The 16,123-nt window shown below is 39.0% G+C and carries 32 protein-coding genes and 1 pseudogene; 3 read left to right on the top strand and 30 right to left on the bottom strand.

Features of this window, described 5'->3' with window-relative positions:
- Positions 1–35 precede the first annotated feature (35 nt).
- Entirely contained in the window at positions 36–617 is a 582-nt protein-coding gene (locus tag Q7V32_RS19450) for a superoxide dismutase (RefSeq protein ID WP_304898632.1), read from the bottom strand.
- 243 nt (positions 618–860) lie between these two features.
- On the opposite strand from Q7V32_RS19450, the gene Q7V32_RS19445 reads away from it, so the two are divergent.
- The 3 genes from Q7V32_RS19445 (at position 861) to fdxA (ending at position 2,482) form a co-directional block, all read left to right on the top strand.
- A complete protein-coding gene (locus tag Q7V32_RS19445; RefSeq protein WP_304898631.1) occupies positions 861–1,331 on the top strand; it encodes a CYTH domain-containing protein in 471 nt (156 codons plus the stop codon).
- Positions 1,332–1,388: 57 nt separating this feature from the next.
- Positions 1,389–2,078, top strand: a complete 690-nt coding sequence (locus Q7V32_RS19440) for a TRAP transporter TatT component family protein (RefSeq protein ID WP_304898630.1) — start codon at positions 1,389–1,391, stop codon at positions 2,076–2,078.
- 80 nt (positions 2,079–2,158) lie between these two features.
- Positions 2,159–2,482, top strand: coding sequence for a ferredoxin FdxA (gene fdxA, locus Q7V32_RS19435; RefSeq protein WP_304898629.1), 324 nt, complete (start codon positions 2,159–2,161; stop codon positions 2,480–2,482).
- Between the two features lie 76 nt (positions 2,483–2,558).
- Here the strand turns inward: fdxA and rplQ are convergent, their stop codons facing one another.
- The 29 genes and pseudogenes from rplQ to tuf all read right to left on the bottom strand — a co-directional run.
- The gene (gene rplQ, locus Q7V32_RS19430; protein WP_304898628.1) at positions 2,559–2,942 is read right to left on the bottom strand and encodes a 50S ribosomal protein L17; all 384 of its coding nucleotides are present in this window, start codon (positions 2,940–2,942) and stop codon (positions 2,559–2,561) included.
- 20 nt (positions 2,943–2,962) lie between these two features.
- On the bottom strand, positions 2,963–3,967 hold the full coding sequence (gene rpoA, locus Q7V32_RS19425) for a DNA-directed RNA polymerase subunit alpha (RefSeq protein WP_304898627.1): 1,005 nt from the start codon (positions 3,965–3,967) through the stop codon (positions 2,963–2,965).
- 21 nt (positions 3,968–3,988) lie between these two features.
- Positions 3,989–4,609: a 30S ribosomal protein S4 gene (gene rpsD, locus Q7V32_RS19420; protein WP_304898626.1), complete on the bottom strand. Its 621-nt coding sequence runs from the start codon at positions 4,607–4,609 to the stop codon at positions 3,989–3,991.
- Positions 4,610–4,627: 18 nt separating this feature from the next.
- Positions 4,628–5,014, bottom strand: a complete 387-nt coding sequence (gene rpsK / locus Q7V32_RS19415; protein ID WP_159658964.1) for a 30S ribosomal protein S11 — start codon at positions 5,012–5,014, stop codon at positions 4,628–4,630.
- Positions 5,015–5,037: 23 nt separating this feature from the next.
- On the bottom strand, positions 5,038–5,394 hold the full coding sequence (gene rpsM / locus Q7V32_RS19410) for a 30S ribosomal protein S13 (RefSeq protein ID WP_159658965.1): 357 nt from the start codon (positions 5,392–5,394) through the stop codon (positions 5,038–5,040).
- A gap of 77 nt (positions 5,395–5,471) precedes the next feature.
- Positions 5,472–5,585, bottom strand: coding sequence for a 50S ribosomal protein L36 (gene rpmJ / locus Q7V32_RS19405; protein ID WP_159658966.1), 114 nt, complete (start codon positions 5,583–5,585; stop codon positions 5,472–5,474).
- A gap of 17 nt (positions 5,586–5,602) precedes the next feature.
- Positions 5,603–6,904 carry a preprotein translocase subunit SecY gene (gene secY / locus Q7V32_RS19400; protein ID WP_304898625.1) on the bottom strand — a complete coding sequence of 434 codons (1,302 nt, stop codon included), beginning with the start codon at positions 6,902–6,904 and terminating at the stop codon, positions 5,603–5,605.
- A gap of 21 nt (positions 6,905–6,925) precedes the next feature.
- A complete protein-coding gene (gene rplO / locus Q7V32_RS19395; RefSeq protein WP_304898624.1) occupies positions 6,926–7,360 on the bottom strand; it encodes a 50S ribosomal protein L15 in 435 nt (144 codons plus the stop codon).
- A complete protein-coding gene (gene rpmD, locus Q7V32_RS19390) occupies positions 7,361–7,546 on the bottom strand; it encodes a 50S ribosomal protein L30 (protein WP_304898623.1) in 186 nt (61 codons plus the stop codon). It abuts the gene before it with no gap.
- Entirely contained in the window at positions 7,539–8,057 is a 519-nt protein-coding gene (gene rpsE / locus Q7V32_RS19385) for a 30S ribosomal protein S5 (RefSeq protein WP_159658970.1), read from the bottom strand. The genes rpmD and rpsE overlap by 8 nt, the downstream gene beginning before the upstream one ends.
- Positions 8,058–8,066: 9 nt before the next feature.
- The gene (gene rplR / locus Q7V32_RS19380) at positions 8,067–8,420 is read right to left on the bottom strand and encodes a 50S ribosomal protein L18 (RefSeq protein WP_304898622.1); all 354 of its coding nucleotides are present in this window, start codon (positions 8,418–8,420) and stop codon (positions 8,067–8,069) included.
- A 9-nt stretch (positions 8,421–8,429) separates the two neighbouring features.
- Complete coding sequence (rplF, locus tag Q7V32_RS19375; protein ID WP_304898621.1) at positions 8,430–8,963, bottom strand: 50S ribosomal protein L6; 534 nt, start codon at positions 8,961–8,963, stop codon at positions 8,430–8,432.
- Between the two features lie 13 nt (positions 8,964–8,976).
- Positions 8,977–9,372, bottom strand: a complete 396-nt coding sequence (gene rpsH / locus Q7V32_RS19370) for a 30S ribosomal protein S8 (protein WP_159658973.1) — start codon at positions 9,370–9,372, stop codon at positions 8,977–8,979.
- A gap of 32 nt (positions 9,373–9,404) precedes the next feature.
- Entirely contained in the window at positions 9,405–9,710 is a 306-nt protein-coding gene (rpsN, locus tag Q7V32_RS19365) for a 30S ribosomal protein S14 (RefSeq protein WP_304898620.1), read from the bottom strand.
- A 12-nt stretch (positions 9,711–9,722) separates the two neighbouring features.
- Positions 9,723–10,262: a 50S ribosomal protein L5 gene (gene rplE / locus Q7V32_RS19360; protein WP_304898619.1), complete on the bottom strand. Its 540-nt coding sequence runs from the start codon at positions 10,260–10,262 to the stop codon at positions 9,723–9,725.
- Positions 10,263–10,273: 11 nt separating this feature from the next.
- The gene (gene rplX, locus Q7V32_RS19355; RefSeq protein WP_304898618.1) at positions 10,274–10,591 is read right to left on the bottom strand and encodes a 50S ribosomal protein L24; all 318 of its coding nucleotides are present in this window, start codon (positions 10,589–10,591) and stop codon (positions 10,274–10,276) included.
- A gap of 12 nt (positions 10,592–10,603) precedes the next feature.
- Positions 10,604–10,972: a 50S ribosomal protein L14 gene (gene rplN, locus Q7V32_RS19350; protein WP_159658977.1), complete on the bottom strand. Its 369-nt coding sequence runs from the start codon at positions 10,970–10,972 to the stop codon at positions 10,604–10,606.
- A gap of 37 nt (positions 10,973–11,009) precedes the next feature.
- The gene (rpsQ, locus tag Q7V32_RS19345; RefSeq protein WP_304898617.1) at positions 11,010–11,273 is read right to left on the bottom strand and encodes a 30S ribosomal protein S17; all 264 of its coding nucleotides are present in this window, start codon (positions 11,271–11,273) and stop codon (positions 11,010–11,012) included.
- Complete coding sequence (gene rpmC / locus Q7V32_RS19340) at positions 11,270–11,467, bottom strand: 50S ribosomal protein L29 (protein ID WP_304898616.1); 198 nt, start codon at positions 11,465–11,467, stop codon at positions 11,270–11,272. The genes rpsQ and rpmC overlap by 4 nt, the downstream gene beginning before the upstream one ends.
- Positions 11,467–11,880 (bottom strand): 50S ribosomal protein L16, encoded by a 414-nt coding sequence (gene rplP / locus Q7V32_RS19335; protein ID WP_159658980.1) that lies wholly within the window; start codon positions 11,878–11,880, stop codon positions 11,467–11,469. The genes rpmC and rplP overlap by 1 nt, the downstream gene beginning before the upstream one ends.
- A gap of 16 nt (positions 11,881–11,896) precedes the next feature.
- The gene (gene rpsC, locus Q7V32_RS19330) at positions 11,897–12,568 is read right to left on the bottom strand and encodes a 30S ribosomal protein S3 (RefSeq protein WP_304898615.1); all 672 of its coding nucleotides are present in this window, start codon (positions 12,566–12,568) and stop codon (positions 11,897–11,899) included.
- An 8-nt stretch (positions 12,569–12,576) separates the two neighbouring features.
- Positions 12,577–12,912: a 50S ribosomal protein L22 gene (gene rplV / locus Q7V32_RS19325; protein WP_159658982.1), complete on the bottom strand. Its 336-nt coding sequence runs from the start codon at positions 12,910–12,912 to the stop codon at positions 12,577–12,579.
- Between the two features lie 9 nt (positions 12,913–12,921).
- On the bottom strand, positions 12,922–13,194 hold the full coding sequence (gene rpsS / locus Q7V32_RS19320) for a 30S ribosomal protein S19 (protein WP_304898614.1): 273 nt from the start codon (positions 13,192–13,194) through the stop codon (positions 12,922–12,924).
- 12 nt (positions 13,195–13,206) lie between these two features.
- Positions 13,207–14,034 carry a 50S ribosomal protein L2 gene (gene rplB / locus Q7V32_RS19315; protein ID WP_304898613.1) on the bottom strand — a complete coding sequence of 276 codons (828 nt, stop codon included), beginning with the start codon at positions 14,032–14,034 and terminating at the stop codon, positions 13,207–13,209.
- Positions 14,035–14,075: 41 nt separating this feature from the next.
- Entirely contained in the window at positions 14,076–14,375 is a 300-nt protein-coding gene (gene rplW / locus Q7V32_RS19310) for a 50S ribosomal protein L23 (RefSeq protein WP_304898612.1), read from the bottom strand.
- Entirely contained in the window at positions 14,372–14,992 is a 621-nt protein-coding gene (gene rplD, locus Q7V32_RS19305; RefSeq protein WP_304898611.1) for a 50S ribosomal protein L4, read from the bottom strand. The genes rplW and rplD overlap by 4 nt, the downstream gene beginning before the upstream one ends.
- Positions 14,993–14,995: 3 nt before the next feature.
- Positions 14,996–15,646 (bottom strand): 50S ribosomal protein L3, encoded by a 651-nt coding sequence (gene rplC, locus Q7V32_RS19300; RefSeq protein ID WP_304898610.1) that lies wholly within the window; start codon positions 15,644–15,646, stop codon positions 14,996–14,998.
- Between the two features lie 19 nt (positions 15,647–15,665).
- Entirely contained in the window at positions 15,666–15,977 is a 312-nt protein-coding gene (rpsJ, locus tag Q7V32_RS19295) for a 30S ribosomal protein S10 (protein WP_159658988.1), read from the bottom strand.
- A gap of 5 nt (positions 15,978–15,982) precedes the next feature.
- A pseudogene (gene tuf / locus Q7V32_RS19290) lies at positions 15,983–16,123 on the bottom strand (elongation factor Tu); the annotation flags it as partial.

Here is a 16,123-nt window from a genome sequence, read left to right as displayed (position 1 = left end):
GCAATGTTGTCGGAACCCGGGTTAATCAATAATGCTTAGGCTTCGTAATTTGCTGTAGCAAATTCCCAATTGACTAAAGCCCAAAATGCTTCCAGGTAAGCAGGACGAGCATTGTGATAATCTATGTAATAAGCATGTTCCCATACATCACAAGTCAGCAAAGGCACTTTTCCTTCTGTTAATGGGCATCCAGCATTACTGGTGCTGACTAACTCTAACGAGCCATCAGGATTTTTGACCAACCATGCCCAACCTGAACCAAATGTAGTGACTGCACATTTAGTAAAGGCTTCTTTAAATTCCTGGAAAGAACCAAATGTTCTGTTAATGGCATTAGCCAATCCACCTGTTGGTTCACCACCACCGTTTGGGCTTAAGCTATTCCAATAAAAGGTGTGATTCCAGATTTGAGCGGCATTATTGAAAATACCTCCAGAAGACTTTTTAATGATATCTTCCAATGACAATCCGTCGAATTCAGTTCCTGGAACCAAATTATTAAGGTTTGTTACATAGGTTTGATGATGTTTGCCATAATGAAAATCAATAGTTTCAACAGATAGGTGTGGAACCAAGGCATCTTTTTCGTACGGTAACGCGGGTAATTCGTAAGCCATTTGCATCTCCTCTAAGTTGAATGGGCAGCAAAAACGCTAACCCATCATATACCAAGTAAATTTGTAGGAAACTAACTTTATCACCGACTGCCTCTTTAATAAAGCCATGCCTATAACAAAATGAAAGTACTTGATTTGCTTTGAATAAGAAATATAAAAGAAATCAAAACTTTTTAACTAAATAATCGGTCAATATTCATTTAGATGAATCCAACCCCACAACATAAAAAAATGAGGACAGCGATGGCAATAGAAATTGAACACAAGTTTTTACTGGTTAACGATAAATGGCGGAATGAGGTCAGTCATTATAAAAAGTTGAAACAAGGTTATTTAAGCTCAGCACCGACATCATCTATCAGAGTCCGCACAGATGATCAAAAAGCCTGGCTGAATATAAAAAGCGCGACCATTGGCAATCAGCGCGCGGAATATGAATATGAAATCCCATTGAAAGATGCCGTTGAAATTTTATCGTCGCTTTGCAAAAAACCGTTAATCGAAAAAACAAGGCATTATGTCCCTCAAGGAAAACATATCTGGGAAATAGACGAATTTGAAGGTGACAATTACGGCTTGATTGTTGCTGAAATAGAACTTACTGATTCAAATGAAGAGTTTTTCAAACCTGATTGGATTGGACAAGAAGTGACCTATGATTTGCGCTATTACAACAACAATTTATCATTGCATCCTTATAAGGAATGGAGTTAAATGACTGTTAGTTCAGTAATTAATCTCTTTTGACATTGTAATAATGCATTTAAAACCATGAAAATTGTAATACTTGTTGCTTTTGCGCTACTTTCAAATGCCGCTCAGTCAAATAGTTTGTCTGCTCAAATTGATTTTCTTGAGGGCGAATGGGCAAAGATTTATTACTCGCCTGCGTCATCAAATAAAGCAGCGCGTTACAATAATTTGTTGCACAAAGCCAGAACCTTGAAACAAGAAAACAAAAACGCATCCGAACTTTTATTTTGGGAAGCAGTTCTTATTTCAAGCGCCGCCGAACATTCAGACCCATTGAATGCCTTGAATTCAATTGAAAAAGCAAGAAAGTTACTGCTGAAGGCTATTGAAATAGACCCCAAGACAATGCAAGGTTCGGCTTATGTCACGCTTGGATCTCTTTACTATCAGGCGCCTGGATGGCCGATTAGCTTTGGTGATAAAAACAAAGCTGAATTATTTTTAAAAAAAGCATTGGAGATAAATTCAAACAGTATCGATGCTAATTATTTTTATGCTGATTATTTAATCTCTGAAAACAAACCGATTAAAGCCATCGAATATCTGAAAAAGACGATTCATCTCCCTATTCGTCAAAATCAAAGTTTTGCCGACAACCAGCTAAAAGCTATTGCTTTAAAAACCATTAAAACAATAACTGATGATCGGAATAACTTACCTAAAAATGCATGGGCAAATTTAACAACTTCATTTCCGTTAAGCGAGTAAAATTAGCCGGTTCAAACCTTCTTACCTTTCTGATATCATTAACGCAGAACGCTTTTCCTAACTAATAACTGGTAAATAATATGACTTTTGTAGTCACAGAAAATTGTATTAAATGTAAATTCACAGATTGTGTTGATGTCTGCCCTGTAGATTGTTTTCATGAAGGGCCTAATTTTTTAGTGATTGACCCCGATGAATGCATTGACTGCACCTTATGCGAACCAGAATGCCCGGCAGAAGCTATTTTTGCTGAAGATGAGGTTCCAGAAGGACAAGAAATTTTTATCCAGTTAAATGCTGATTTAGCTAAGAATTGGCCAGTTATCAGCGAAGTTAAAGACCCCTTACCTGAGGCTGATGACTGGAACGGAAAACCAAACAAAATTGATTTACTGGAAAAATAAAGTCCAATTTTAAAAGTGAACAAGCATAAAAAAAGCCGATTAAAACCGGCTTTTTTTATGCTTCATTTTATTGAAGTTAATCAATATCGGACTCAACGACATCAGGCCTGTCAACGAGCTCAACATAAGCCATCGGCGCTGCGTCTCCTGAACGGAATCCGCATTTCATAATCCGCAGGTAACCACCAGGACGGCTTTTATAACGTGGACCTAACTCATTAAACAGCTTGGTTACTGCATCACGGTCTCTTAATTTTGCGAAAGCATTTCTGCGTTTAGCAACAGAGTCCTCTTTAGACAAAGTAATTAACGGCTCCGCATAACGTCTTAATTCTTTCGCTTTTGGCAAAGTCGTTTTAATCAATTCATGCTTTATTAATGAGCCTACCATATTGCTAAAAAGTGCTTTACGGTGACTACTTTCTATATTAAATTTTCTTCCGGATTTACGGTGTCTCATGACTTAAGACCTAATGTCAGTTAAATTATTGCTTGGTTTTGATCTAAATTTTCAGGAGGCCAATTTTCCAGGCGCATTCCTAATGATAATCCTTTAACAGCGAGAACATCTTTTATCTCAGTTAGTGATTTCTTTCCAAGATTAGGTGTTTTAAGAAGCTCAACTTCAGTCCGTTGTATGAGATCCCCTATATAAAAGATATTTTCTGCTTTTAAGCAATTTGCAGATCGTACCGTTAATTCCAAATCATCAACCGGCCTTAATAAAATAGGATCAATTGTTTCAGTTGGAGCAGTCGGCTCAACTTGAATAGCTGGCAGAGTTACTTTTTCAAAGTCTACAAAAACCGAAAGCTGATCATGCAAAATAGTAGCTGCATGCTTAATAGTTTCTTCTGGATCAACAGTTCCATTTGTTTCTAATTCGATAATAAGCTTATCTAAATTTGTTCTTTGTTCAACCCTTGTAGTTTCAACGCTATAAGCAACTTTCATCACAGGACTGAAGGAGGCATCTACCTGAAGTGCACCAACGACGTCTCCATCAGCTGGTTTTCTCATGGTAACAGGTTCGTAGCCACGCCCGCGTTTAACTCTAATCCGCATTTTTAACTTACCTGCTTGGGTAAGATTAGCAATGACTAAATCAGGGTTACGAATTTCAACATCATGAGGCAGCTCTATATCCGAAGCCTTTACGATACCTGGTCCGTTTTTTTCTAAGGTTAGGATGACTTCATCCTTAGAGTGTAAAACAACTGCGAGGCTTTTTAAATTCAAAAGAATATCTATAACATCTTCCTGAACGCCTTCTACAGTAGTGTACTCATGTAGTACACCATCTATTTCGACATCAGTAACTGCACATCCTGGTATTGAAGATAATAAGACTCGACGCAAAGCATTGCCCAAGGAGTGACCGAAACCTCTTTCGAGTGGCTCAATTACAATTCTTGAATGATTTGCAGATTTACTGACTACCTCGACTAATCGTGGTTTTAATAAGCCTGATATACAATTATGCATCTATATCCCGTAAGCTAACTATTATTTTGAGTAAAGTTCCACAACGAGCTGTTCATTTATATCAGTTCCCAAGTCAACTCTGTCTGGAAGTGATTTAAATGTTCCTAACATCTCTTTAGGATTGACTTCTACCCATACAGGAAATCCATACTGCTCAGTCACAGTCAATGAATCTTGTATTCTTTGTTGCTTTTTAGATTTTTCCCGGATTGAAACTAAATCACCAGGAACAACTTGATAAGATGGAATATTAATCAATTTTTGATTTATCAAAATTGATTTATGGCTTACCAATTGACGCGCTTCAGCTCTTGTTGAAGCGAAACCCATTCTGTAAACAACATTATCCAATCTTGATTCCAAAAGGCTCAGCAGATTCTCACCTGTCGCGCCTTTCTTCATATCTGCAACTTTATAGTAATTTCTAAATTGCTTTTCAAGCAATCCATAAATTCTTTTCAGCCTTTGCTTAGCTCTAAGTTGGTTAGCATAATCAGATGTTCTGGTTCTCTTTGTACCGTGTTGACCAGGACGCTGATCTAATTTGCATTTGTTTTCCAACGATTTTCCTCTGCTTTTCAACAGAAGATCTGCACCTTCACGGCGACTTAGCTTGCATGTAGGCCCTAAATACCTTGCCATAATTTACTACTCCAAATCTTAAACGCGACGCTTTTTGGGGGGACGACAGCCATTGTGTGGTATTGGCGTCACATCAACAATGTTACTTATCTTAAAACCTAAATTGCTTAATGAACGGACCGCTGATTCTCTTCCTGGACCAGGTCCTTTAATCATTACATCTAGATTTTTCATTCCATATTCTAAAGCAACCGATCCAGCTTTTTCTGCCGCCACTTGAGCCGCGAATGGAGTACTTTTTCTAGAACCCCTAAAGCCTGAACCACCAGATGTTGCCCAAGATAGAGCATTTCCTTTTCTATCTGTTATAGTAATTATTGTGTTATTGAACGAAGCATGTACATGCGCAATACCATCAGCAACTTCTTTCTTTATGCGCTTTTTAGCACGATTTGGACTAGCCATTTATAAAACCTCTTTGGAATATCTTATTTTCTTATTGGCTTACGCGGACCTTTCCTGGTCCTTGCGTTCGTTCTGGTTCTTTGCCCTCTTAAAGGCAAACCTCTTCTATGCCGGATACCACGAAAGCAACCTAGATCCATCAATCGCTTAATATTCATTGAAACTTCACGACGCAGATCACCTTCAACTGTCATCTTTGAGATAACATCTCTAACAGTTTCAAGCTGTTCTTCAGTGAGTTCTTTTATTTTTAATGATGGTAAGATCCCCACCTCTTTACAAATATTATTAGCTGTTTGACGACCAATTCCATAGATAGCTGTTAGAGCTATTTCTGCATGCTTATGGTCTGGTACATTTATTCCGGCAATACGCGCCATTTAGATACTCCCCTGAGTAATCACACTAAAGTTAAGCGCCGAATAGTAACATTGTCTGACATTTGGCGCAACATATATTATCCTTGTCTTTGTTTGTGCCGCCCGTCTTCACAGATAACACGAACAACACCATTTCTTCGAATAATCTTGCATTTTCTGCAAATCTTTTTAATAGATGCTCGTACTTTCATTTTTTACTCCAAACCAATTATCTTTTTAAATTCGCTTTTTTCATTAACCCATCGTATTGCTGCGACATCAAATGAGTCTGCATCTGGGAAATGAAATCCATTACTACAACAACAATGATCAGTAAAGAAGTGCCGCCAAAATAAAAGGGAACGTTCCAATACACGATTAAAAACTCGGGCAACAAACATACACCGGTGATATAGAAAGCACCAATCAAAGTTAATCGAGTCATAACTTTATCGATGTAAATGCTTGTCTGAATTCCTGGCCTGATACCCGGAAGATAAGCGCCTGACTTTTTAAGATTATCAGCGGTTTCTTTAGAATTAAAAACCAATGCCGTATAAAAAAAGCAGAAGAAAATAATAGCCGTCGCATAAAGCAGAACATAAACCGGTTGACCAGGCGATAACATCGTCGCTATATCCTTTAACCAATTAAAGCCTTCTGCGTTTCCAAACCATCCGGCAACTGTTGCAGGAAATAAGATTATACTCGAAGCAAAAATCGGAGGAATAACACCGGCCATATTTAATTTAAGCGGCAGAAAACTGCTTTGCCCTGCATACATTCTTCTACCTTGTTGTCTTTTAGGATAATTTATGATTATCCTACGCTGCCCTCGCTCTACGAAAACAACCAGTGCAGTTACTCCAATAGCCAGCAGGAATAATAGAATGATGAAAGCACCATTCATTTCGCCAGTTCTTGCCAACTCCAAAGTACCGCCAACAGCAGAAGGTAACCCTGAAACTATACCAGCGAAAATAATGAGTGAAATTCCGTTTCCAATACCACGCTCTGTTACCTGCTCACCCAGCCACATTAGAAATATAGTTCCAGTAACCAGGGTTATTGCAGTGATCATGGTAAAACTAAGGCCAGGAGAAATGACTACAGATAAGCCTCCAGCCGTTTGGTTTTGCAACGCCAAAGAAATGCCGATAGATTGAAAGGTCGCTAAAACTACAGTGCCGTACCGGGTATACTGAGAAATTCTTTTACGCCCAGATTCGCCTTCTTTTTTCAGCTGCTCCATTGCCGGTATAACAACCGTCATCAATTGCATGATAATTGATGCCGAGATATAAGGCATAATACCTAAAGCAAAAATACTTAAACGCATCAAAGCACCACCAGAAAACATGTTAAACATGTCTAGAATGGATCCGCTTTGCTGTTCAAACATAAGGGCTAATGCTTTTGGATCAATGCCCGGTACTGGTATGTGAGCACCTACTCTATAAACAAATAAAGCGCCCAGTACAAAAAGCAATCTAGATTTAAGCTCAGAGTTTGAACCTGTTTTATCCGCCATTTGAGCCCTTGATGTATTCACTTATGCCTCAACTTTTCCGCCAACTGCAGTTATTAATTGCGCCGCACCAGCAGTTACCTTTATGCCAACTATAGTTACCGCTTTTTCAATCTTGCCGGACAATATGATCTTTGCTGATTTAGTAAAAACTGGAACAATATTTTCATCAATCAATGATTTCAGATCAATTGTTGTAGCAGTCATTGATTCAATTTCACTTAATCGTACTTCAGCGTTAAATTTCTTTGTGCGCGAGTTAAAGCCAACTTTAGGCAGACGTCTTTGCAAAGGCATTTGACCGCCTTCAAAACCAACTTTGTGAAAGCCGCCACTTCTGGATTTTTGTCCTTTATGACCTCTACCACTTGTCTTGCCTAATGTTGAACCAATTCCGCGCCCAACACGTTTTGCTTTTTTGCGGGAACCGCTACTCGCTTGAATGGTATTTAGAAACATTTATATTTCCTCAACTTTCAACATGTAAGAGACCTTATTAATCATTCCACGATTTTCAGGAGTATTGATTACTTCAACTGAATGATTAATTTTCCTCAAACCTAAACCCTTTAAACAAGCAAGATGATTTGCCAAACGGCCATTCTTACTTTTAATTAATGTGACAAGTAATTTTTTATCAGCCATTGTCTTGCCCTTTTATTTGCTCAACGGACAACCCACGTTTTGCAGCAATATATTTAGGATCATGCATTTTAGTCAAACCGGAAATTGTGGCTCTCACAACATTGATAGGATTATTGGTGCCTATGCACTTAGCTAACACGTTGTGAATTCCAACCACCTCAAATACCGCTCTCATTGCACCACCGGCAATGATTCCAGTTCCTTCCGATGCAGGTTGCATGTAAACTTTTGCAGCCCCAACAGTTGAGGTTATAGGATATTGAAGCGTATCGCCTTTCAACGAAACTTTTCTCATGTTCTTTCTAGCTTGTTCTAGCGACTTTTGTATAGCAATTGGAACTTCACGAGCTTTGCTGACGCCATAGCCAATACGACCATCACCATCACCGACCACTGTTAATGCAGCGAAACCAAATACTCGCCCGCCCTTAACAACCTTTGCTACTCGCCTTACGGAAACCAATTTTTCTTGTAAACCGTCTGTACTACCTTGAGATGGAGCTGTTGCCATTTTAATCCCCTAGAACTGTAAACCAGCTGCACGCGCAGCATCTGCCAATGCTTTAACTCGCCCATGATACTTAAAACCAGAACGATCAAATGCCACTACAGTTACGCCGGCTTCAATTGCTTTTAATGCAATTTGTTTTCCAACTTCTGCCGCTGCCTCTTTATTACCTGTATTTTTTACAGTCGATTTAATTGTATTCTGAGTGGTCGATGCGCTAGCTATCGTAGATTTACCATCCTTACTGAGTACTTGAGCATAAATATGCTGCGAAGACTTATGAATGGTTAGCCGGTTTGCGCCAGTGCTCTTAATTTTGCAACGCAATTTTAATGCTCGTTTTAAGCGAGATGCTTTCTTATCCATTACTATACCTTACTTCTTTTTAGCTTCTTTACGCGCTACTTTTTCGTCAGAATATCTTACGCCTTTACCTTTATAGGGCTCTGGTGGACGATATGACCTAATTTCTGCAGCAACCTGACCTACTCTCTGTTTATCATTCCCTTTAATAAGGATTTCGGTTTGAGAAGGCGTTTCTATTGTAATTCCAGCCGGGACAACGTAATCAACAGGGTGAGAAAAGCCAAGAGAAAGACCCAAAGTTTCGCCCTTTGCTTGAGCTCTATAACCCACACCAACAAGAGTCAGTCTTTTTTCAAAACCATTAGAGACACCAGTAACCATATTGTTAACTATTGCTCGAGTTGTACCTGCTTGAGCCTGTGCAATTTTATTTTCTTTATTCCATTCAATTTGGACCAGATTATCAGTCACTTGCAAACTAACAGCTTTATGTAATTCAAGCGTTAACTCGCCTTTTGCCCCTTTTACCGTAAGAGACTGTCCTTCTAACTTTATATCTACGCCACTAGGTAATTGAATGGGTGCTTTTGCTATTCTTGACATTGTTATCCCCGATTTAGCAAACAGTACATACAACTTCGCCGCCGTGACCAATAGCTCTCGCAGCTCTATCTGTCATGACACCTTTAGAAGTAGAAACAATTGCAATCCCTAATCCACCAAGAACTTTAGGCAATTCATCTTTAGATTTGTAAATTCTCAGACCTGGCTTACTAATCCTCTTAACCTGTTCAATGACAGGCACACCATTATGGTATTTAAGAACAACAGTCATTTCAGTATGACTTCCTTTTGTTTCAGTACTATATTCAGTGATGTAGCCTTCTTCTTTAAGCACTTTTGCAATGGCAATTTTCAACTTGGAAGAAGGTAGTTTTACGTATTCTTTTTTAGCAGATTGACCATTTCTTATTCTGGTCAACATATCCGCTATTGGGTCTGTCATACTCATATATTTAACTCCGATTTCATTCCAAAAGATTTCTACCAGCTTGCCTTTGATAAGCCTGGGACATCACCACGCATGGTTGCTTCTCGTAACTTATTTCTGGATAAGCCAAACTTTCTGTAAAAACCATGCGGCCTACCAGTGATGTTACAACGGTTACGTTGTCTTGATGCACTGGAATCTCTTGGTAATTTTTGCAGCTGAATATGAGCTAACTCTTTTTGCTCATCAGTCGTTTTTGGATCTCTGATGATTTCTTTTAATAATTCTCTTTTTTGGGAATATTTCTTTACAAGCTTGGTACGCTTGTCTTCCCTTGCAATCATTGATTTTTTAGCCATTTTAGGGTGCCCTTAGTTCTTAAATGGAAAGTTAAATAACTTTAACAAAGCCAAACCTTCATCATTGGTTTTTGCAGTTGTAGTTATTGTTATATCTAACCCACGTAAAGCGTCAATTTTGTCATAATCAATTTCTGGAAAAATGATTTGTTCCTTGACGCCCATGGAATAGTTTCCTCTTCCATCAAAGCTTTTTGAGCTCATACCTCTAAAATCTCTTATTCTTGGAATAGAGATACTGATTAATCTGTCCAAAAACTCATACATTCTTGCACTTCTTAATGTAACTTTACAACCAATCGGCATATCGTCTCGGATCTTAAATCCGGCAATTGATTTTCTAGCTAAAGTTATTACAGGTTTTTGACCTGATATTTTTTGCATATCACCAATAGCTGATTGTAATATCTTCTTATCAGCAACTGCTTCACCGACACCCATATTTAGAGTTATTTTTGTAATACGGGGAGCTTCCATAACGGACTTATATTTATATTGCTCCATTAATGCAGGCAATACTTTTTCTTTATAAATTGTTTCTAGTCTAGCCATTTTTATGCTCCTTATGCGTCAACAACTTCTTTTGTTGATTTAAAAAACCTGACTTTTTTTCCATCTTCTAGAAACTTTAAGCCGATACGATCTGCTTTATGTGTTGCAGGATTATACAAACCAATATTGGAAATATGGATTGGCATATCTTTTTCCACGATACCACCGGAAATCCCTGCATTGGGATTACCTTTTTGATGTTTTTTTACTTGATTTACGCCTTCTACCAGAACTTTGTCATTTGAAAGCACTTTTATAACTTTTCCACGCTTTCCTTTATCTTTTCCGGTACGGACTAAAACTTCATCACCTTGTTTAATCTTTTGCATTTTGACCCTCTCTTACAAAACTTCAGGAGCTAGTGAAATAATTTTCATAAATTTTTCACCCCTAAGTTCACGAGTTACTGGGCCAAAAATACGGGTACCCAATGGTTGTAATTGGTTATTAAGTATGACGGCAGCGTTACCATCAAAACGAATAACAGATCCATCTGCTCTTCTAACACCCTTGCGAGTGCGAACTACCAAAGCATTATAAACTTCTCCTTTTTTTACTCTTCCTCTCGGAATTGCATCCTTGACACTGACTTTTATAATGTCTCCAATGTTTGCGTAGCGTCTATGTGAACCGCCCAGCACTTTGATACACATGACCTTTTTTGCGCCGCTATTATCGGCAACGTCAAGGTTAGTTTGCATCTGAATCATGATTAATTCCCAATTATTTCAGTTATTTCAATTGTATTTATTTGTTAGCACTTTCTAGAATATCAACAAGCGTAAATGTCTTTCTTTTAGATATAGGTCTAGAAGGAGTAATTGAGACTATATCGCCTTCCTGACACTTGTTAGATTCATCATGGGCTAACAACTTTGTTGATCGCTTAATATATTTTCCATATACAGGATGTTTTACAATCCGCTCGACCAGAACAGTAATTGTCTTATCCATTTTATTACTGACTACTTTTCCACTGAGCGTGCGTACTTTTGAATTTTGCTCTGTCATACTGCTGCACTCGCGCTTTCGTTGATAATTGTTTGAACACGAGCAATTTCGCGTCTTACTCTTTTTATTTCATTAGGTTTAGCTAACTGACCAGTACCTTTTTGCATTCTTAAATTAAACTGTTCTTTAGACAGTTCTATTAAAACAGCAATCAGATCGTCTTTTGTTTTTTGACGCAATTCACTAGCTTTCATTACATTATCGTCCGAGCGGTAAAAGTTGTAGTTATAGGCAATTTTGCAGAAGCAAGCGCGAACGCTTCTCTGGCTAATTCTTCAGGCACGCCTTGTATTTCATACAGCATCGTTCCTGGTCTAATTTGTGCAACCCAATATTCTACACTACCTTTCCCTTTACCCATACGAACTTCTAATGGTTTTTTTGTAATTGGCTTATCAGGGAAGATTCTTATCCATATTTTACCGCCGCGTTTTACGTGACGAGTTATTGCTCTTCTAGCGGCTTCAATTTGACGGGCTGTTAATCTGCCCCTTGAAGTCGCTTTTAATCCAAATTCACCAAAGCTAACAGATGAGCCGCGAACAGCTATACCGTTGTTGCGGCCTTTATGTTGCTTACGAAATTTTGTTCTTTTAGGCTGAAGCATGACTAATTCCCTTCACCTATTTCTTAGGTTCTTGATTAATGGTTGCCTTATGGCTTTCGATATCAAATACTTCACCTTTGAATATCCAGACTTTTATTCCGATTATTCCATAGGTTGTATTGGCTTCCGCCGTGCCATAGTCTATATCTGCACGCAATGTGTGCAGTGGTACACGACCTTCTCTATACCATTCGCTACGCGCAATTTCAGCACCGTTCAAACGACCGGCAACGTTTATTTTGATACCTTCTGCACCTAAGCGCATCGTATTTGTAACGGCTCTTTTCATAGCCCGTCTATACATAATCCTTTTTTCCAGTTGCTGAGCAATGCTTTCCGCAACCAACTGAGCATCTAGCTCTGGCTTTCTTATTTCTTCAACATTCAGCTGAACAGGCACACCGATCATTGCCGATATTTCCTGTCTCAATTTATCGATATCCTCTCCCTTCTTGCCGATAACTATCCCTGGGCGTGCTGTATGGACAGTTATGTGAGCATTACTAGCGGGTCTATTAATTTGAATTCTACTAATAGATGCATGAGCAAGTTTTTTTCTTAGAAATTCTCTTACCGTCAAATCCTGATGCAGAAATAAAGGGTAATCATGACTATTCGCGTACCATCTGGAATTCCAATCTTTTACAATTCCTAAACGGATACCTGTTGGATGTACCTTTTGTCCCATTTTCGCCTCTATTGGTGTTCTGCAACTTTGATTGTTATATGACAAGTTCTTTTCAGTATATGATTAGCTCTTCCTTTAGCTCTGGCTTTGAACCGTTTCATGGTTCGCCCTTCATTAACAAATACTGTTGTCACACGTAGCTCATCTATATCCGCACTATCGTTGTGCTCAGCATTTGCGATTGCAGACTCTAGGATTTTTTTAATTATCGCGGCTGCCTTTTTCGTACTGAAAGTTAAAGTCGACAATGCCTTTTCTACGGGTAAACCACGTATCTGATCACCGACTAGCCTGGCTTTTTGGGCAGATAAAGGCGCATTTTTTAATTTCGCTGAAATTTCCATAATTCGCCCCTACCTTGATTTCTTATCGGCAACATGGCCTTTATATGTTCTTGTCGGAGCGAATTCGCCCAACTTATGACCTATCATATTCTCAGATATCAAGACAGGTACGTGCTGACGACCGTTATGAATGGCAATTGTTAAGCCAAGCATTTCAGGGACGATCATTGATCTTCTAGACCAAGTTTTAATCGGTTTCCTATTATTTGTCTTTACGGCATCTTCAATTTTATTATGAAGATGATGATCTATAAAAGGACCTTTTTTAATTGAACGTGGCACGCTAATTCCTCTCTATTTCTGCTTACGGCGTCTGACAATCATATTGTCTGTACGTTTGTTTTTTCTTGTTTTGTAACCTTTAGTCGGGGTTCCCCATGGTGAAACAGGATGCCTACCGCCAGATGTTCTTCCTTCACCACCACCATGCGGGTGATCTACAGGGTTCATTGCAACACCTCGAACTGTTGGCCTTACCCCTCTCCAACGTTTAGCACCGGCTTTACCCAGCGATGTGAGGTTATGCTCTGAATTTGAAACTTCACCAACAACAGCTCTGCAATCAGCCATTATTTTGCGCATTTCACCGGATCTTAATCTAACCGTTACATGAGCACCGTCCCTAGCTACCAATTGTGCAGAGGCACCTGCACTTCTGGCTATCTGAGCTCCTTTTCCAGGCTTAAGCTCCAAGCAATGAATAGTTGTACCTAAAGGCATATTCCGTAACGGCATACAGTTACCCGGCTTCACTGCTGTTGTTTCAGCGGAAAGCACTTCTTGCCCTACTACCAACCCTTTAGGCGCGATAATATATCTTCTTTCACCATCCTTAAAAAGGATTAAAGCGATATTTGCCGTTCTGTTGGGATCATATTCAAGACGCTCGACAATACCAGGTATATCAGATTTATTTCTTTTGAAATCAATAATTCGGTAGTGGTGTTTATGCCCTCCACCGACATGACGTGTTGTTATACGCCCCTGATTATTACGTCCACCGTTCTTGCTGTTTTTATCAAGCAATGGAGCGAATGGCTTACCTTTATGTAATTCATCGTTCTTGACACGTACTACAAACCTAGATCCAGCTGATGTAGGTTTTGATTTTACAATAGCCATGTTTTCTACCGTTTCCTATTGATCTTTAATTCTTAACTTTATTAAGCAGCAGAGAAATCTATATCATGACCTTCTTTAAGCTTAACGTAAGCTTTTTTCCAGTCTGAGCGCTTTCCTAATATCTGGCCAAATCTTTTACTTTTACCTTTAACATTCAAGACTTTGACAGAATCAACCTGAACCTGGAACATTAATTCGACAGCTTTCTTGATTTGTGTCTTTGTCGCATTTTTTTGAACTTTAAACGCAAACTGTTTATTTGACTCAGCCGCTACCGTACTTTTTTCTGAAATAATCGGTGCCTGCAGCACGCTTGCTAGAGTGTAATTCAACATACTCATGCTAATCTCTCTTCTAATTGTTGTAAGGCTTTAGAAGTAATAATTACTTTATCTGCAGCTATCAAAGAAACAGGATTAATATTCTCAGACGAAATCACATCAACGTTGGGAATATTTCTTGCTGACAAAGCCAAATTGAAATCTATCTCATCGGTAACGATCAAAATTTTTCTGCAATCCAAGTCTTTAAGTTTTGCGACTAGTTCTTTAGTTTTTGGTGTTGAAGGTAAAATATCATTACTCACAACCAAGCGATTTTGTCTTATAAGTTCTGACAAAATACTTCTTACGCCGACCCGAAACATTTTTCTATTGAGTTTCTGATCAAAAGAACGTGGTTTTGCTGCAAAGGTAACACCACCAGTTCTCCATATCGGGCTTCTTGTCGTACCCGATCTTGCTCTGCCTGTTCCTTTTTGACGCCAAGGCTTAGCACCACCACCACTTACTTCCGCACGTGTTTTTTGTGCTTTTGTGCCTTGTCTAGCCCCGGCCAGATATTTTGTTATTAACTGATGAACTAATGTTTCGTTATATTCCTGCCCGAAAATAGCTTCAGTTACTTCCACTGAACCCGCTGAATCTTGATTATTTAATGCTGGTATATTTAAAGCCATGTTTTAAACCTTATTACGCTTTTTGACAGCGGGAGTAATAATTACATCCCCACCTTTTGCGCCAGGAACCGCACCCTTGACCAAGATAAGATTTCTTTCTTTGTCAATTTTATGAATCTTTAGATTATCAACGGTCCGCGTGACAGCTCCCATTTGACCCGCCATTTTTTTCCCTTTGAATACTCGTCCGGGCGTCTGGTTTTGGCCAATAGATCCTAATACTCTGTGCGATAAGGAGTTACCGTGTGTTGCATCCTGCATACTGAAGTTATAACGCTTGACACCCCCGGCAAACCCTTTACCAATACTGGTTCCTTGAACATTGATAAACTGTCCTTCAGAAAAAATATCAACCGGTAATTCAGCACCAACAGAGAAATCTTCGCCTTCTCCGTCATCCAGCCTAAATTCCCATAGTCCTCTGCCTGCTACCATATTCGCAGCAGCATAGTGACCTGAAAGGGGCTTTGATACTCTAGATGATTTTTTTTCACCAGCAGTTACCTGTATTGCACGGTACCCGTCTCTTTCTACATTTTTTATTTGGGCAATGCGGTTAGAATCTATTTGAAGGACAGTTACCGGAACTGAAGTACCGTCTTCACAAAATATTCTGGTCATACCACATTTACGACCAACAAGACCTATTGACATTTGCCAATTCCTCTACTTTCTAATTCAATTTAATCTGAACGTCTACACCGGCTGCTAAATCCAGCTTCATCAGAGCGTCAACGGTTTTTTCTGTTGGTTCAACTATGTCTAATAACCGTTTATAGGTTCTTAACTCATACTGATCCCGGGCATCTTTATTGACATGGGGAGATATCAAAATTGTAAAACGTTCTTTTTTAGTAGGCAACGGAATCGGACCCTTAACTTGAGCTCCAGTTCTTTTTGCTGTTTCTACTATCTCACCAGCAGATTGATCAATTAATTTATGATCGAATGCCTTTAGTCGGATTCTGATTGTTTGGCTCGACATTCTGTTTACTCAATGATTGAAGCAACGACACCCGCACCCACTGTGCGTCCACCTTCACGAATTGCAAATCGCAATCCATCTTCCATAGCGATCGGTGCTATTAGTTTGATTTCTACGGTTATGTTATCGCCGGGCATTACCATTTC

It is taken from the genome of Methylicorpusculum sp. (assembly GCF_030651835.1).
Lineage (GTDB): Bacteria > Pseudomonadota > Gammaproteobacteria > Methylococcales > Methylomonadaceae > Methylicorpusculum.
Note: the sequence above shows the minus strand (reverse complement) of the source record. Positions and strands in the feature narration are given on the sequence as shown.